A 15,278-nucleotide genomic window follows, 5' to 3' on the forward strand; every position below is an offset into this window, starting at 1 on the left:
GCGGCTACTCCACCGTGAGGAAGGCGTCCCCGGCCGGGCGCGGCTCGCGCGACGGGACCGGCTCGGCCGGGAACCCCACCGCGACCGCGCCCAGCGGCCGCCAGGATGCCGGCAGGCCCAGCTCGCGGCGCGTGGTGTCGGCGGCGAAGATCGTCGAGCCCACCCAGCACGACCCGAGGCCCCGCGCGGCCAGCGCGACGAGCAGGGACTGCACCGCCGCGCCGCCCGCGACCGTGAACATGGTCTCCTCGCAGGCCGCGCGCCGGGCGTCGGGGTAGTCGTGGGCACCGGCGGCGTCGTCGACGAACGGCACGATCAGCTCGGGGCTCGTGCGCAGCAGGTCGCCGCGGGCGAGCCGCCGCGCGAGGACCTCGCCGGTGTGCCCGTCGGCGCGCAGGTCCCGTTCCCAGTCCGCACGCAGCGCGTCGAGCAGCCGCGTGCGCGCGTCGCCCGCGACGCGGACGAACCGGATCGGCGTGCTGTGGTGCGGCGCCGGCGCGGTGAGGGCGTCGGCCACGGCCTCGGCCAGCGCGACGGCGGGCACGGGTTCGTCCGAGAAGCGGCGCACCGAGCGACGGGCCGGGACGGCCTCGCGTCGCCCCTGCGCCAGCGCCTCGGCGGTGCCCAACCGGAACAGATCCGACGAGCCGTGTCTGACCAGGTCCCGGGCCCGCCGGGGGACGTCCACCTCGTCGTCGTCGCCCTCGTCGTCCACCAGGAGGTGGCCCACGCCCCGCACCACGGCGACGGGACGGGCCCCGAGCTTGCCCTTGACGAGGTCGGCGGCCGAGGCGATCTCGTCGGCCACGGCGACGTCGGTGACGAGCAGCTCGTTGCCCTGGCGGTCGACCGCGCCGTCGTAACCCACCGACACGCGCAGTCCGGCGGCGCCGATGGCCATGTCGATCTGCCCCGTCCGCCACGCGCGGCCCATGGTGTCGGTGACGACCACGGCCACTCGCGCGCCGGTCAGGTCGCGCAGCCCCCGGGCGAGGTCCGCGGCGGAGGCGTCGGGGTCCTCGGGCAGGAGGGCGAGTTCGCGCGCGTCGACGTTCGAGCCGTCCACCCCCGCGGCGGCCTGCACGATGCCCAGCCGGTTCTCGGTGATGAGGGTGCGGTTGACGCGCGCCACGACGCGCACGGACTCGGCGTCGACGAGCCTCCGCCGCAGGGCGTCGCGCTGCTCGGGGTCGGTGGGGGCGGCCACGATCCGGCCCTCGACCTTGGACAGGACCTTCGAGGTGAGGACCACGACGTCGCCGTCGACGAGGCCGTGCGGGTCGGCGGTGAGCGCGTCGGCGAGTACGCGGGCGAGGTCGTCGCCGGGGCGGAACTCGGGCAGGCCGTCGGGTGCCCACATCCTCACGTCGGCGGGGGCCGCGTGCTCGATGGTGCGGCGGCGGATCTCGGGGACGGCGCCGTCGGTCACCGCGCGCCCCGCCGGGGGACCTCGAGGCCGGCCAGGTCGATCGCGGCGGCGAGCATGTCCGCCGTGGCGTCGGGGTCGGTCATGAGCAGCGGCACCTCGCGGACGGTGACGCCGTCGACGGCGCCGGAGCCGTCGGTGGGGCCGTCCCCGGGGGCAACCAGCCAGCCGTCGAGGAGCCCGGTGCCCGAGCGCGCGCCGTAGTGGCGCGCGACCTCGGTGGCCGAGGTCTCGACGCCGATCGCGGTGAGACACGCGTCGGCCATGCCGCGCAGGACCGCGCCGCCGATGATCGGGCTGACGCCCACGACGGGCGCGGGGGTGGAGCGCAGCGCGGCGCGCATCCCGGGTACCGCGAGGATCGCGCCGACGGAGACCACGGGGTTGGAAGGGGCGACGACGACGAGGTCCGCCGTCTCGATGGCCTCGAGGACCTCGGGAGTGGGGGTGGCGGAATCCGCGCCGATCTGCACGAAGCCGGAGGGCGGCAGTTGCGCCCGGTGCTTGACCCACCACTCCTGGAAGTGGATCGCGCGCGAGCCGGCGGGGGATCCGCTCGCGCCCTCCGCGCCGGCCCCGCCGTCCGCGCCGATTTCGCCGTTCGCGCCGGTTCCGCCCTGCGCGCCGCCGGCGGCGTCGGTCACGACGACGTGGGTCTCGCAGCGGTCGTCGGTGACGGGCAGCAGTCTCACCCCGGGGGACCAGCGGGCGCACAGGGCCTCGGTGACATCGGTGAGGCGGTAGCCCGCGTCGAGCATCTGGGTGCGCACGAGGTGGGTGGCGAGGTCCTTGTCGCCGAGGCCGAACCAGTCGGGCTGGACGCCGTAGGCCGCGAGCTCGTCCCGGCAGTTCCACGTCTCGCCGGCGTGGCCCCAGCCGCGCTCGGGATCGATGCCCCCGCCGAGGGTGTACATGCACGTGTCGAGGTCGGGGCAGATCCGGACGCCGTGCATCCAGGCGTCGTCGCCGACGTTGACCACCGCGTCGATACGGTGGGGGGAGTCGGCGCGGGCCGCGACCTCGTCCAGTCCGAGCAGTCGGCGGGCGCCGAGGAGGAAACGGGCGCCACCGACGCCGCCGGCCAGAACACAGATCTTCACGGTGACGAGAGTAGTGACGCGGCCGGGGGAGCGGGCCCGGTGGGCCACGCCAGCGGCCGCCCGCCTCGTCGCGCGGCTCGTCGCCCGGCTCGGCCGGGGTGCCGGCCCGCTGTGGTTCGGGAGCCTGCCCGCCGTGGCTCGGGTGCCTGCCCGCTGCGGTTCGGGTGCCTGCCCGCCGTGGCTCGGGAGCCGGGGCGACGTGTGCCCCATGCCACATCCGCGGCGGCGTGTCGCCGGTCATAGCCGGAGGCGAAAATGGTAGCTCTCACCGATTTCGCTTGACCTGCGCGGCTTGCATGTGTGTAATCACAGGAGTGTCATTCCCTGGTGGGTGACGGTAAAACGACGTGACGGCCCCCGGACCGGCGCCGGGACCATGACGCCCCTCATGATCGCGCCTGCGACGGGCGCTCCAGCGCGGACCTCCGCACAAAAACGCAACACGAAGGGATGACCGTGGATCGACAGTCACGCACCGTCGCGGGACCCGAGCTGGCCCTGGTCGACCTCGGTGTCTCCGGCCTGTTCATCGAGGACGAGCAGGAGAGCTGGCAGGACCGGGCCCTGTGCGCGCAGACCGATCCCGAGGCGTTCTTCCCCGAGAAGGGCGGCTCGACGCGCGAGGCCAAGAAGATCTGCACCGGATGCGAGGTCAAGGCGGAGTGCCTCGAGTACGCACTGGCCAACGACGAGCGGTTCGGCATCTGGGGCGGGTTGTCCGAGCGCGAGCGGCGACGCATCAAGCGCGACGCTGTCATGTGATCCGGGCGGTGTGATCCGCCCGCGCCGCCCCAGGGAGTCCGCGCCGCCCCGCGAACCCGCGCCACCCTGCATTCCGCGCCACCTGCAACCCTGACCGCCCCGCGCGGCGTCGTCTCCGACCGCACTCGCCGGGCGGTCCGCCCATTTCGGGGTGCCCGCGGGGTCGCGGCGCCGCCCCGTCCGGCCCTCACCGGCCTCGGCGGGACCGTCACCGGGCTGCCCGCATGCGCCGGCGTCCGCCGGCCCTGCCCCCGCGGCGGACCGATTCACAGCGCGACTGCCCCGACCTGTGCTGCCTGTCTGATCCGCGCTGGCAGGATGCACGCTCGCGGCGGGGTTGCGCTGGCGGTGTGGTCCATCGAGGGCGCGTAAGCCACAGAGGCAGCGCACCTGAGAGCGGATGCGATGGCGCGTTGCCCGCCGGCGGCCACCGCGGGTGCGAAACGGTCAGCCGGTGCGCCGAGGCGGCGGTATCACGCCGGGGCGGGCCGGTTCAGTGGTCGTCCGGGCCCGCCTCGACCTCGTCGGGCGAGATCTCGAGATGCTGGGAGACCAGCTCCACCAGCACCGAATAGATGAGATCCCGCAGATCGTCGCCCTCCGGGGCGCGCCGGGTCAGCGGCTTGCGGAACAGCACCAGCCGAGCACGGGTCGGCTGCCCCGACCGGTCCACGCCCGCGGGGACGAGGCGCGCGAGGGGGACGTCCCCGTCCGCGACGACCTCCTCGGGCCAGGACTCCCCGGGCCGCAGCCGCATGCGCGGCACCATGTCCACGGCGAGGTCCAGGTGTACGAGCTGGGCGTGCCAGTGCTGGTCGATCTCGGCGAACGCCTCGAGTGCGGCGGCGTCGAACTCGGCGGACCGGCTGCGCCAGCGCGGGACCTCGGGCGGCAGGATCGGCCCCCGCGGGCCGTGGCCGCGGCGGTCCGCACGGCGGGAGGTCACCACGCGGGGCCCGCGGCGTCCCGGGTCGCCGGGGAAATCCCGCACGGAGATCCGGCTGCCCGCGGCCACGTCGGACTGGCCGGCCCCCGGGATCGCGGTCCCGGTGGGCGGCCGTCCTGGTACCGGGGCGGTCGGGGTCATGGCGCGAGGATAGCCCCGCCGGCGGCGGCCGCGTCGGACCGCACCGGGCGGGGCGTGTCCCGGCGCGGTGGGCGGGTCGCGGCCCACCCGGCCGGCCGACGGGGCTACGCTGGGGCCTCGTGAGTGAGAACCGTCGATGCTGCCGCCCGGGATGTCCCAACCGTGCGGTCGCCACGCTCACCTACGTCTACGCGGACTCCACCGCGGTCATCGGGCCGCTGCCCGCCGTGCAAGAGCCGCACGCCTGGGACCTCTGTGCCGTGCACGCTCTGCGCATCACCGCCCCCCGTGGATGGGATCTGGTCCGTCACCCGGATCTCGACACCTCGGCGGAGGACTCCGATCTCACCGCGCTGCTCGACGCCGTCACCGGTGGCCCGGTCGGCGGGCGTCGGACGGGCGCGGTCCTTGTCGACGCGGAGCGTCTGCGCCGACTCGGTGTGGCCGATCCCGGACCCGCCCTGGACCGCGCGCTGGCCGATGCCGACCCGCTCCCGACGCCCGGCCCGGTGGCCGGCTCCGGCCGCCCCCACCTGCGGGTGGTCCCCGCCGTGCCCGCCACGCCCGAGGACGAGGCGGACCGGCACGCGGACGGCGTCGACGGCACGGGTCCGCGACTCCGCTGACCCGGCGCCCGCAGGTCGGTCCGCCGTGTGACCGCCGCGGGTAGTGTCTCGTGAAGACCCCGACCGACCCCGTCTCACACCCCTGGAGCAGCACGTGGCACGCAGCGCCGAGTCCGTCCGAGCAGTCATCAAGGCCTACGACGTCCGAGGCGTCGTCGGCGAGCAGATCGACGAGGGCTTCGTCAACGAGGTCGGTGCGTCGTTCGCTCGTCTGATGCGTTCCGAGGGCGCGGAGACGGTCGTGATCGGCCACGACATGCGGGACTCGTCACCGGGTCTGTCCGCGGCCTTCGCGGACGGGGTGACCGCCCAGGGGCTTGACGTGGTGATGATCGGTCTGGCCTCCACCGACCAGCTCTACTTCGCCTCGGGCCTGCTCGAGTGCCCCGGCGCCATGTTCACCGCCAGCCACAACCCCGCCGCGTACAACGGCATCAAGCTGTGCCGCGCGGGGGCCAAGCCGGTGGGGCAGGAGTCCGGGCTCCGGACGATCGCCGACGAGATCGTCGACGGTGTCCCCGCGTACGACGGTGACGCCGGCCGGGTCACGGAGCGCGACGTGCTCGAGGGGTACGGCGACTACCTGCGCGGGCTGGTCGACCTGTCCGGCATCCGTCCCCTCAAGGTCGCGGTGGACGCGGGCAACGGCATGGGCGGCCACACCGTCCCCGCGGTCCTGGGCGGCCTGCCCCTGGAGATCGTGCCGCTGTACTTCGAGCTCGACGGGAACTTCCCCAACCACGAGGCCAATCCCCTCGAGCCGGCCAACCTCGTCGACCTCCAGGCCCTGGTGCGCGAGAGCGGGGCCGACATCGGGCTGGCCTTCGACGGTGACGCGGACCGCTGCTTCGTCGTGGACGAGCGCGGCGAGCCGGTCGCACCGTCCGCCATCACCGCCCTCGTGGCCGCGCGCGAGCTGGCCAAGGAGCCCGGTTCGTCGATCATCTACAACCTCATCACGTCGCGGGCCGTGCCCGAACTCGTCGAGGAGAAGGGTGGCGTCGCCGTCCGCACCCGCGTGGGCCACAGCTTCATCAAGGCGCAGATGGCCGACACCGGTGCCGTCTTCGGCGGCGAGCACTCGGCGCACTACTACTTCCGGGACTTCTGGGGCGCCGACTCGGGGATGCTGGCCGCAATGCACGTGCTGGCCGCCCTCGGCGGGCAGGGAGGGACGCTCTCCGAGCTCATGGCCGAGTACACCCGGTACGCCGCCTCTGGCGAGATCAACTCCACCCTCGACTCGGCCGAGGCGCAGACCGAGCGGATGGAAGCGGTCGTCGAGGCGTTCGCCGACCGCGCGGTCTCGGTCGACCGTCTGGACGGCGTCACCGTGGACCTCGGCGCCGGCTCGTGGTTCAACCTGCGCGCCTCCAATACCGAGCCGCTGCTCCGCCTCAACGCCGAGGCGCCGACCAAGGACGGCGTCGACGCGGTGGTCGACGAGGTCCTCGCGATCGTCCGTGCCTGACCTGAGCAGCGACACCGGCGCCGGCCGGGTCGACCTCGACGACCCGGACGCACTGCGCGCCGCCGACGCGACGGGCGCGCTGCTCCACGCGTCGATGGCCGGTGCGCAGCTACGTGCCGTGGCCACCGCCGTCGAGGGCGGCGCGCTCGACGGACTCGTCGGCTTCCGCCCCCGGGCGATCGTCTGGGTGTCGGGGCGGTCCGACCGTGCGCGACAGGCGGCCGGTGTCGTGGTCGCGCTCGCCGAGGCCGTCGGCGGTCCCGCGGTCCCGCCACTCGTCCTCGCCCGCACCCTGCCCGCCTGGGTCGGGGCCCTCGACGCGGTCCTCGTCTCCGGGGACGACGCCGGCGACCCGCAGCTCGCACTGGCGATCGAGGCCGCCGCCGGTCGGGGCGCCGCGGTGGTCGTGGACGTCCCCCGTGAGGGGCCCGTCGCCGAGGCCGGTCGCGGGCGGGCCGCGTGGATCGAACCGTTGCCGTACCTCCCGCCGCACCGTGGCGTGCTGCGTCACCTCGCGGCCGGGATGGCCGTCCTCAGCGCCCTCGGCGCGCGGGGGCTCGACGTGGGCGGGGCCGCCGACGCGGTGGACGTGGAACTCGAGGGGATCGGCCCCGAGCTGGCGACCCCGGTCAACCCCGCCAAGCTGCTCGCCACCTCGGTCGCGGGTCGCGACCCCCTGGTGTGGATCCACGCCGACGCGGTGTCCGCGGCCTGCTGTGACCGGGCGGTCGCCGCGTTCGGCGACGCGGGCCGGATCACCGCGTCCTTCTCGGTCGGCGACGCGGTCCGCGCCGACGCCGAACGCGCCCAGGGACGGCCCCCGGTCGACCCGCTGGCGGACCTCTTCCACGACGAGGAACTGGATGGGCCGCGTCAGGACCACCGGACGCGATACCTCGGTATGGTGATGAACGCGGACGAGGACATCGTCCGGCTGGCCGCGGGCCCGCTCGCGGATGTCGAGTGGATCACCGACCGTGGTCGGGACACGGCCGGCGACGCCCCGGCCCCGTTGAGCGGAAAGGTGGCCGCGCACATGGCCCGCACGGAACTGTCCGCCGCCTACCTCCTCGTCGGAGGTCTGTAGGGCCGTGGTCGCATTGGAACCGGTGGTCCAGGCCTACGCCTGGGGTTCACGGACGGCGCTCCCCGAGCTCTGCGGGACGCGGTCGCCGGCGCCCCACCCCGTGGCCGAGCACTGGTTCGGGGCCCACGACTCGGGCTCCTCGCTGTGCGCCGACGGCCGGGCCCTCGACGCCCGCATCGCCGCGGACCCCGCGCGGGAGCTGGGGGAGCGCGTCGTGGCCGAGTACGGCGGGGGGCTGCCGTTCCTCGTCAAGCTGCTCTCCGCCGAGCAGGCGCTGTCCCTGCAGGCCCACCCGTCGCCGGAGAAGGCGCAGGAGGGATATGCCGCCGAGAACGCGCGGGGCATCGCCGTCGACGCCGCCGACCGCAACTATCGCGACGTCAACCACAAGCCCGAGATCCTCGTCGCGCTGACCGAGTTCCACGCCCTGGTCGGATTCCGGCCGGTCGCCCAGACCATCGCCCTGCTCGACGCGTTCGACGTCGTCGCGCTGAGGCCGTACCGCGACATGCTCGCCGGGCAGCCCGACGCCGAGGGCCTCCGAGCGGTCTTCACCACCTTCGTCACGATGCCGCACATCGCGCTGACCGACGTCGTGGCCGACCTCGTCGCGCAGGCCGTGGCGTATCTGACCGAGCACGGGGTCGACGGGCACTGGGCGCCCGTCGCGACGACCGTCGCCGAACTCGCCGAGCGGTACCCGACGGACCCCGGGGTCCTCGGCGCGCTGCTCCTCAACCGCGTGATCCTGCAGCCGGGCCAGGCCGTCTACCTGGGGCCCGGTCAGCTGCACGCCTACCTGCGCGGGGTCGGCGTGGAGGTCATGGCCAACTCCGACAACGTCCTGCGCGGTGGCCTGACGCCCAAGCACGTCGACGTGCCCGAGTTGATGCGGGTGCTGGAGTTCGCCCCGCTGGCCGACCCCACGGTCGGGGCGGTCCCCGCCGGACGCGATATCCCCGACGAGGTCGACTACCCCACCCCCGAGCCCGACTTCGCCCTGTCCCGCATCGACCTCGCCCCGGACCGGGCCGTCACCTGGCATCCCGCCGGGCCCGAGGTGCTGCTGTGCACCGAGGGCGAGGCGCTCGTCGACGAGGACGGCGCCGCGGAGACACTCCGGCCCGGACGGGCCGTGTGGGTGCCGGCGTCGGCGTCCCGGGTCTGCCTGCACAGCGTCGACGGGGCCACCGTGTTCCGCACGCGCGTCGGCGACCCGTGACGGGACCGACGCAGCGGTAGGTCCTGCCGCTAGTGTGGGGCGAGGTCTTTCGAGAGTCGATGAGGAGCTGGTTGAAGCACATGTCCGCTGATCTGCAGGTTCAGTCCGTCAATGGTGTCGAGTTCAAGGTGGCGGATCTGTCGCTGGCGGAGGCGGGGCGCAAGCAGATCCGTCTGGCCGAGCACGAGATGCCCGGCCTGATGGCGCTGCGCGAGGAGTACGCGGCCGAGCAGCCCCTGGCCGGCGCCCGGATCGCCGGGTCGATCCACATGACGGTGCAGACCGCCGTGCTGATCGAGACGCTGACGGCGCTGGGTGCCGAGGTGCGGTGGGCGTCGTGCAACATCTTCTCCACGCAGGACGAGGCCGCCGCCGCCGTGGTGGTGGGGCCCGAGGGCACCCCCGAGGCGCCCCGCGGCGTGCCGGTGTTCGCCTGGAAGGGCGAGACCCTGACCGAGTACTGGTGGTGCACCGAGCAGATCATGACGTGGCCGGGCACGACCCCCAACATGATCCTCGACGACGGTGGCGACGCCACCATGCTCGTCATCAAGGGCAAGGAGTTCGAGCAGGCCGGGGCGGTGCCGTCCGACGACTCGTCCTGGTCGGCCGAGGAGAAGGTCTTCCACGCGCTGCTGCGTGAGTCGGTTCCGGCCAACCCGGGCAAGTACACCGCCATCGCGGAGTCGGTCAAGGGCGTGACCGAGGAGACCACCACCGGCGTGCACCGGCTGTACCACTTCCATGCGGAAGGCGTGCTGCCGTTCCCGGCGATGAACGTCAACGACGCGGTCACCAAGAGCAAGTTCGACAACAAGTACGGCACCCGCCACTCGCTGCTCGACGGCATCAACCGCGGCACCGACGCCCTGATCGGCGGCAAGAAGGCACTGGTGTGCGGTTACGGCGACGTGGGCAAGGGCTGCGCGGAGGCGCTGGCCGGCCAGGGCGCGCGCGTGCAGGTCACCGAGATCGACCCGATCAACGCGCTGCAGGCGATGATGGACGGGTTCGACGTGGTCACCGTCGACCAGGCCATCGCCGATGCCGACATCGTCATCACCGCCACGGGCAACAAGGACATCATCACCTTCGAGCACATGACGCGGATGAAGAACAAGGCCATCCTGGGCAACATCGGCCACTTCGACAACGAGATCGACATGGCCGGGCTGGAGTCCGCCGAGGGCGTCACCCGCATCAACATCAAGCCGCAGGTCGACGAGTTCGTCTTCGATTCCGACGGGCGCTCGATCATCGTGCTCTCCGAGGGGCGCCTGCTCAACCTGGGCAACGCCACCGGGCACCCGTCGTTCGTGATGTCCAACAGCTTCTCCGACCAGGTGATCGCCCAGATCGAGCTGTTCACCAAGGCCGAGCAGTACCCGATCGGCGTGCACCTGCTGCCCAAGATCCTCGACGAGAAGGTCGCGCGACTGCACGTCGAGGCCCTCGGTGGCACCCTGACCCGACTGGCCAAGGACCAGGCCGAGTACATCGGCGTCGACGTGGAGGGCCCCTTCAAGCCCGACCACTACCGCTACTGATCGCCCACCCGGGGAGGGGACGGCCGGTGAACGCGCGGCTGGTGGTCGTCGAGGGCCTCGACGGCGCGGGCAAGAACACGCTGACGACGGCCCTCGAGGCCGAACTCGACGCCCGCGGGCTCTCGGTCGGCCGACTGGCCTTCCCGCGCTACGGCACCCTGCACGCCGACCTGGCCGCCGACGCCCTACACGGCGGCCAGGCCGGCGCGGCGGACTCGCCCCACGCGATGGCGCTGCTGTTCGCGCTGGACCGTCACGCGGCCCGTGCGGAGCTCGAGCGGCTCGCGCGCGATCACGACGTCGTCCTGCTGGACCGGTTCGTGGCCTCCAACGCCGCGTACACCGCCGCCCGGCTCGGAGCGGAGCGCGAGACCGAGGTCGTCGAGTGGATCGGCGCACTCGAGTTCGACAGGCTCGGCCTGCCGCTGCCGCACCTGCAGCTGCTGCTCGACACCCCGGTCGGGGTGGCCGCCGAGCGGGCCGGGTCCCGGGAGGCCGCCGACCCGGGACGCGCCCGCGACCGTTACGAGCGCGACGCGGCCCTGCAGGCGGCCACGGGGGACGTCTACCGACGCCTCGCCGCCTCCGCGTGGCGTTCGCCGTGGCGCGTTCTCGACGGGGACCCCGCGGTCCCGGAACTGGCCGACCTCGTCGCCGACCGGTGACGGTTCGACCCCCCACCCCCCGCCGCGCCGTACCCCGATGAGTCGGAGCCGCCGGGTAAGGTCGGGAGCGGCAGGAACACGACCCGCGGTGCGTGCCGACGGTGGTGCGCCTGACGAAGCCGACCCGACACGCCGACACAAGTGGTGACAATGACCCCCAAGATCCTCGTCGTCGACGACGACGCCGCACTGGCAGAGATGCTCACCATCGTCCTGCGGGGCGAGGGGTTCGAGACCGAGATCGTCGGCGACGGTGTACAGGCCATCGAGACCTTCCGGTCCGTCCAGCCCGACCTGGTGCTGCTCGACCTCATGTTGCCGGGCAAGAGCGGGATCGACGTCTGCCGCGAGATCCGCGCCGAGTCCCGGGTGCCGATCGTCATGCTCACCGCCAAGACCGACACCGTCGACGTGGTGCTGGGTCTGGAGTCCGGCGCGGACGACTACATCATGAAGCCGTTCAAGCCCAAGGAGCTCGTCGCCCGCATCCGCGCGCGCCTGCGCCGGGGCGAGGACGAGCCGAGCGAGGTGCTGCACATCGGCGACGTCACCATCGACGTGCCCGCGCACACGGTCACCCGCGACGGCACGCCCATCCCGCTCACGCCGCTCGAGTTCGACCTGCTGGTCGAACTGGCTCGCAAGCCCCGCCAGGTGTTCACGCGCGAGGTCCTGCTCGAACAGGTGTGGGGTTACCGGCACTCGGCCGACACCCGGCTCGTCAACGTCCACGTCCAGCGCCTGCGAGCGAAGATCGAGAAGGACCCGGAGAACCCCGAGGTCGTCCTCACCGTCCGCGGCGTCGGCTACAAGGCGGGCCCGGTCTCGTGACCACCGCTCGTCCCGACGGCGCGGTGGCGTCCACCGGGGACGAGCGCGACACCCGGGACGCCGGCGACGCGACCCCGACCCTCCGCGAGCGGCTGTCGTCCCTGGACCCCGCCGCCCTGGGCCTGCGGATCGCGCGCCTGTGGCGACGCTCCCTGCAGCTGCGGGTCGTCACCTCCACCCTCGCGCTGTCGATGGGCGTGATCCTGACCATCGCGTTCATGCTGCAGAGCCAGATGGCCGCCCAGCTCCTGTCGACCAAGCTCGACGCCGCCATGGAGCAGGCCGGCCGGCTCCGCCTCACCGTCGAGGCGCAGATCGCCGCGACCGACGAGGGCACCAGCGAGCAGTCCCGGCTCGACCAGGCACGCAGCGCCATCAGCGACCGCGGGATCGCCTCCGGCGGCGACTCCGTGCACGCCGGCACGTTCGACCCGATCCTCGTCGTGCCCGACCAGACCGGCCGCGGCCAGGTGGTCAGCCCCGCCCAGGCGGAGGTGCCGCCCGAACTGCAGTCCCTCGTCCAGCGGGGGCGCATCGCCTACCAGTACGTCACCGTCGACTTCCGTGGCGAGCAGGCCAAGGCCCTCATGCTCGGCACGCCCACCGACTCGTCCATCCCCGGCCTCGAGCTGTACCTCGTGTACCCGCTCACCGCCGAGGAACAGACCCTCGGGATCATGCGGGGGATCGTCGCCACCGCCGGCCTGGCGATCATCGTGCTGTCCGCGGCGATCGCGTGGATCGTCGCCCGGCAGGTGGTGCTCCCCGTCCGGCAGGCGGCCTCGATCGCCCAGCGATTCGCCAACGGCCACCTCAAGGAACGGATGGTCATCCGCGGTGAGGACGACGTCGCCCGCCTCGCCATGGCGTTCAACGACATGGCACAGAGCCTGTCCGACCAGATCACCCAGCTCGAGGAGTTCGGCGACCTGCAGAAGCGGTTCACCTCCGACGTCTCCCACGAGCTGCGCACCCCGCTGACCACCGTGCGGATGGCCGCCGACATCATCTCCGACTCCGCCGAGGACCTCGACGCGCCCACCAAACGCGCCGTCGAACTGCTCGAGTCCGAACTCGACCGGTTCGAGAGCCTGCTCACCGACCTGCTCGAGGTCTCCCGCCACGACGCCGGCATGGCCGAGCTGTCGACGGCCGAGCTGGACGTGCGCAACGCCGTCCGCGACGCGGTCGGCACCGTCGCCCACATCGCCGAGGCCGCCGGCGTCGAGGTCGAGGTCGACATGCCCGACGAGCCGGTGATGGCCGAGGTCGACTCCCGCCGGGTCGAGCGCATCCTGCGCAACCTCGTCGCCAACGCGCTCGACCACTGCGAGTCCAAGCCCGTGCGCGTCACCCTCCGCGGCTCCGACGCGGCCCTCGCCGTATCGGTGCGCGACCACGGCGTCGGCCTCAAACCGGGGGAGGAGACCCGAGTGTTCAACCGCTTCTGGCGCGCCGACCCCTCACGGGTGCGTCGCTCCGGGGGCACCGGACTCGGCCTGGCGATCGCCCTCGAGGACGCCAAGCTCCACGGCGGCCGCCTGGACTGCTGGGGCAGTCCCGGCGAGGGATCCTGCTTCCGCCTCACCATCCCGCGCCGCCGCGGCGGCACCCTCACCTCGAGCCCGCTGCCGCTGACGCCCGAGGACGAGGCCCGCCTGGTGAGCACCGGCTCGCCGACCCCGCTGGAGCGGGTCCCCGGAGCGGGGGAGGACGCGACATGAGCCGGCTCATGGCGGTCGCCGTGGCACTGGCCTGCGCCACCGGGCTGGCCGCCACCGGCTGCGCGACGCTGCCCTCGTCGTCGTCGCCCCAGGTCATCGACACCTTCGCGCCGGAAGGCGACGAGCTCACGGTCCCCACCCCCGTGCCCGACCAGGAACCGGACCTCCTGGTCCGGGACTTCCTCAAGGCGGCGGCCATCGCCGACCAGCGGCACGCCGCCGCCCGACAGTTCCTCACCCCCGCGGCCGCCGAGACCTGGGACGACCTCGCGGAGACCATCATCGTCCTGCGCGCCGACCTCAGCGCCGAGGGCGGCCGCTCCGCTGACCGCGCCGAGTACACGCTGCGCGCCGAGAAGGTCGGCTCGCTCGACCCCGGCGGCATCTTCCGCGAGGAGGTCGGGCAACTCGAGGTCACCATCGGCCTCACCCGCACCGACGGGCAGTGGCGGATCGACGAACTGCCCCCCGGCGTGGTGATCGAGAAGGCCGAGTTCTTCTCCACCTACGCCCAGCGCGACCTGTTCTTCCTCTCCGGCTCCGGTGACGCGCTCGTCCCCGACCCCCGGTGGACGGCCGCCGACCGCACCGACCTCGAGTACTCCCTCGTCAACCTCCTCGCCACGGGCTCCCGCCCCGGTCTCACCGACTCCGTCCTGTCCCGGGTCCCCGCCTCCGTCTCGGTGCGGCCGGACGAGGACGACGGCGCCGACACCCCCGGCACCACGATCGACTTCACCGGCCTGCCCGTGCTCAGCAGCCAGGCCACCACCCAGTTCGCCGCCCAGGTCGTGTGGACCCTCGCCCGCGCGGACGTGCCCGGCCCCTACCGGCTCGAACGAGACGGCGCGCCGCTCGACGAGCGCTACGCGGACGGCTGGACCACCGAGGACGTCCGCGACTTCGACCCCTACCCGCCCGTCGAACCCATGCGCTACGCGCTCACCGCGGCCGACGGACTCGTCCGACTCGAACCCGGCGGCGCCCGCCCGGCCGGCGGACCGTGGTCGGAGGTCCGCGGGGGCAGCAGCGCCGCGGTGTCCTACAACGGCAGAGCCCTCGCGATGGTGGTCACCGACGAGGAGGCGGGCGCCAACCGGGTCCTCATGGGCGCCCTCGACGGCGACCCCGTCGAGATCCTCACCGCCGGCAGCCTCGCCGGGCCGACCTTCCACCCTGTCGACGGCCGGGCCTGGGTGATGGTCGACGACACGCGCCTCGTCCGCATCGGGATGGGGCGCGGCCGTCCCGATGTCCAGGAGATGGACGCCGGCCCGATCCGGTCCCTCGGCGGCCGGGTCACCGGCCTGCGCATCGACCAGTCCGGCGTCCAGATGGCCGTGGTCGCCGACGGCAAGGTGTTCATCGGCTCCCTCTCCGCCGAGACCGGGCAACCGCTCGCGGGCACCTTCCGCCAGGTCGGCCGCGCGCTCGGGGAGACCGCCACCTCCGTCGCCTGGCGGGACCGCTCCACCATCGTCGTCGGCCGCGACACCACCGAGGCGCCCGTCGCCACCGTCTCCGTGGACGGGGCCATCGCGGAACCCCTGTCGCAGCGCAACATCTCCGGACCGGTCACCGCCGTCGCGGCGGCCGGACGCGACATCTACGTCGTGGACCGCCGTTCCCTCCTGCGCCTCGACACCGGTGCCCAGACCGGCGACAGGTACTGGCGGGAGATCGCCGGCCTGGCCGCGATCCGCGCCGACCCGGTGGTCGCGGGCTGACCA

Annotated in this window: 13 protein-coding genes; 10 read left to right on the plus strand and 3 right to left on the minus strand. The window is 73.5% G+C overall.

Annotated elements, in window-relative coordinates:
* Window positions 1-4 precede the first annotated feature (4 nt).
* Window positions 5-1,429, minus strand: a complete 1,425-nt coding sequence (locus RWK90_RS11350) for a coenzyme F420-0:L-glutamate ligase (RefSeq protein ID WP_396230326.1) — start codon at window positions 1,427-1,429, stop codon at window positions 5-7.
* Window positions 1,426-2,526 carry a 2-phospho-L-lactate transferase CofD family protein gene (locus tag RWK90_RS11355; RefSeq protein WP_314037747.1) on the minus strand — a complete coding sequence of 367 codons (1,101 nt, stop codon included), beginning with the start codon at window positions 2,524-2,526 and terminating at the stop codon, window positions 1,426-1,428. The genes RWK90_RS11350 and RWK90_RS11355 overlap by 4 nt, the downstream gene beginning before the upstream one ends.
* Window positions 2,527-2,976: 450 nt before the next feature.
* On the opposite strand from RWK90_RS11355, the gene RWK90_RS11360 reads away from it, so the two are divergent.
* On the plus strand, window positions 2,977-3,288 hold the full coding sequence (locus tag RWK90_RS11360; RefSeq protein ID WP_314037748.1) for a WhiB family transcriptional regulator: 312 nt from the start codon (window positions 2,977-2,979) through the stop codon (window positions 3,286-3,288).
* 493 nt (window positions 3,289-3,781) lie between these two features.
* Here RWK90_RS11360 and RWK90_RS11365 read toward each other — a convergent pair whose 3' ends face one another.
* Window positions 3,782-4,303, minus strand: a complete 522-nt coding sequence (locus RWK90_RS11365; protein ID WP_396230334.1) for a metallopeptidase family protein — start codon at window positions 4,301-4,303, stop codon at window positions 3,782-3,784.
* A 191-nt stretch (window positions 4,304-4,494) separates the two neighbouring features.
* Between RWK90_RS11365 and RWK90_RS11370 the strand changes: the two genes are divergently transcribed.
* The 9 genes from RWK90_RS11370 (at window position 4,495) to RWK90_RS11410 (ending at window position 15,275) form a co-directional block, all read left to right on the plus strand.
* A complete protein-coding gene (locus RWK90_RS11370) occupies window positions 4,495-5,001 on the plus strand; it encodes a DUF3499 domain-containing protein (protein WP_314037749.1) in 507 nt (168 codons plus the stop codon).
* A 94-nt stretch (window positions 5,002-5,095) separates the two neighbouring features.
* The gene (locus RWK90_RS11375; RefSeq protein ID WP_314037750.1) at window positions 5,096-6,472 is read left to right on the plus strand and encodes a phosphomannomutase/phosphoglucomutase; all 1,377 of its coding nucleotides are present in this window, start codon (window positions 5,096-5,098) and stop codon (window positions 6,470-6,472) included.
* Window positions 6,465-7,559, plus strand: a complete 1,095-nt coding sequence (locus RWK90_RS11380) for a hypothetical protein (RefSeq protein WP_314037751.1) — start codon at window positions 6,465-6,467, stop codon at window positions 7,557-7,559. Before RWK90_RS11375 ends, RWK90_RS11380 begins: the two co-directional genes overlap by 8 nt.
* Window positions 7,560-7,563: 4 nt before the next feature.
* Window positions 7,564-8,781, plus strand: a complete 1,218-nt coding sequence (manA, locus tag RWK90_RS11385) for a mannose-6-phosphate isomerase, class I (protein WP_314037752.1) — start codon at window positions 7,564-7,566, stop codon at window positions 8,779-8,781.
* A gap of 80 nt (window positions 8,782-8,861) precedes the next feature.
* Window positions 8,862-10,328 carry an adenosylhomocysteinase gene (gene ahcY, locus RWK90_RS11390; protein ID WP_314037753.1) on the plus strand — a complete coding sequence of 489 codons (1,467 nt, stop codon included), beginning with the start codon at window positions 8,862-8,864 and terminating at the stop codon, window positions 10,326-10,328.
* A 26-nt stretch (window positions 10,329-10,354) separates the two neighbouring features.
* The gene (locus tag RWK90_RS11395) at window positions 10,355-10,993 is read left to right on the plus strand and encodes a dTMP kinase (protein WP_314037754.1); all 639 of its coding nucleotides are present in this window, start codon (window positions 10,355-10,357) and stop codon (window positions 10,991-10,993) included.
* Window positions 10,994-11,143: 150 nt separating this feature from the next.
* Window positions 11,144-11,824, plus strand: a complete 681-nt coding sequence (gene mtrA, locus RWK90_RS11400; RefSeq protein ID WP_396230327.1) for an MtrAB system response regulator MtrA — start codon at window positions 11,144-11,146, stop codon at window positions 11,822-11,824.
* A complete protein-coding gene (mtrB, locus tag RWK90_RS11405; RefSeq protein ID WP_314037756.1) occupies window positions 11,821-13,548 on the plus strand; it encodes an MtrAB system histidine kinase MtrB in 1,728 nt (575 codons plus the stop codon). The genes mtrA and mtrB overlap by 4 nt, the downstream gene beginning before the upstream one ends.
* A complete protein-coding gene (locus RWK90_RS11410; RefSeq protein WP_314037757.1) occupies window positions 13,545-15,275 on the plus strand; it encodes an LpqB family beta-propeller domain-containing protein in 1,731 nt (576 codons plus the stop codon). Before mtrB ends, RWK90_RS11410 begins: the two co-directional genes overlap by 4 nt.
* Window positions 15,276-15,278 lie beyond the last annotated feature (3 nt).

Source organism: Dietzia sp. CH92, assembly GCF_032248695.1.
Lineage (GTDB): Bacteria > Actinomycetota > Actinomycetes > Mycobacteriales > Mycobacteriaceae > Dietzia.

Coding starts and splice junctions, on each gene's coding strand:
- mtrA (WP_396230327.1), top strand. CDS start 11,144: ATGACCCCCAAGATCCTCGTCGTCGACGACGACGCCGCACTGGCAGAG.
- RWK90_RS11360 (WP_314037748.1), top strand. CDS start 2,977: ATGACCGTGGATCGACAGTCACGCACCGTCGCGGGACCCGAGCTGGCC.
- ahcY (WP_314037753.1), top strand. CDS start 8,862: ATGTCCGCTGATCTGCAGGTTCAGTCCGTCAATGGTGTCGAGTTCAAG.
- RWK90_RS11410 (WP_314037757.1), top strand. CDS start 13,545: ATGAGCCGGCTCATGGCGGTCGCCGTGGCACTGGCCTGCGCCACCGGG.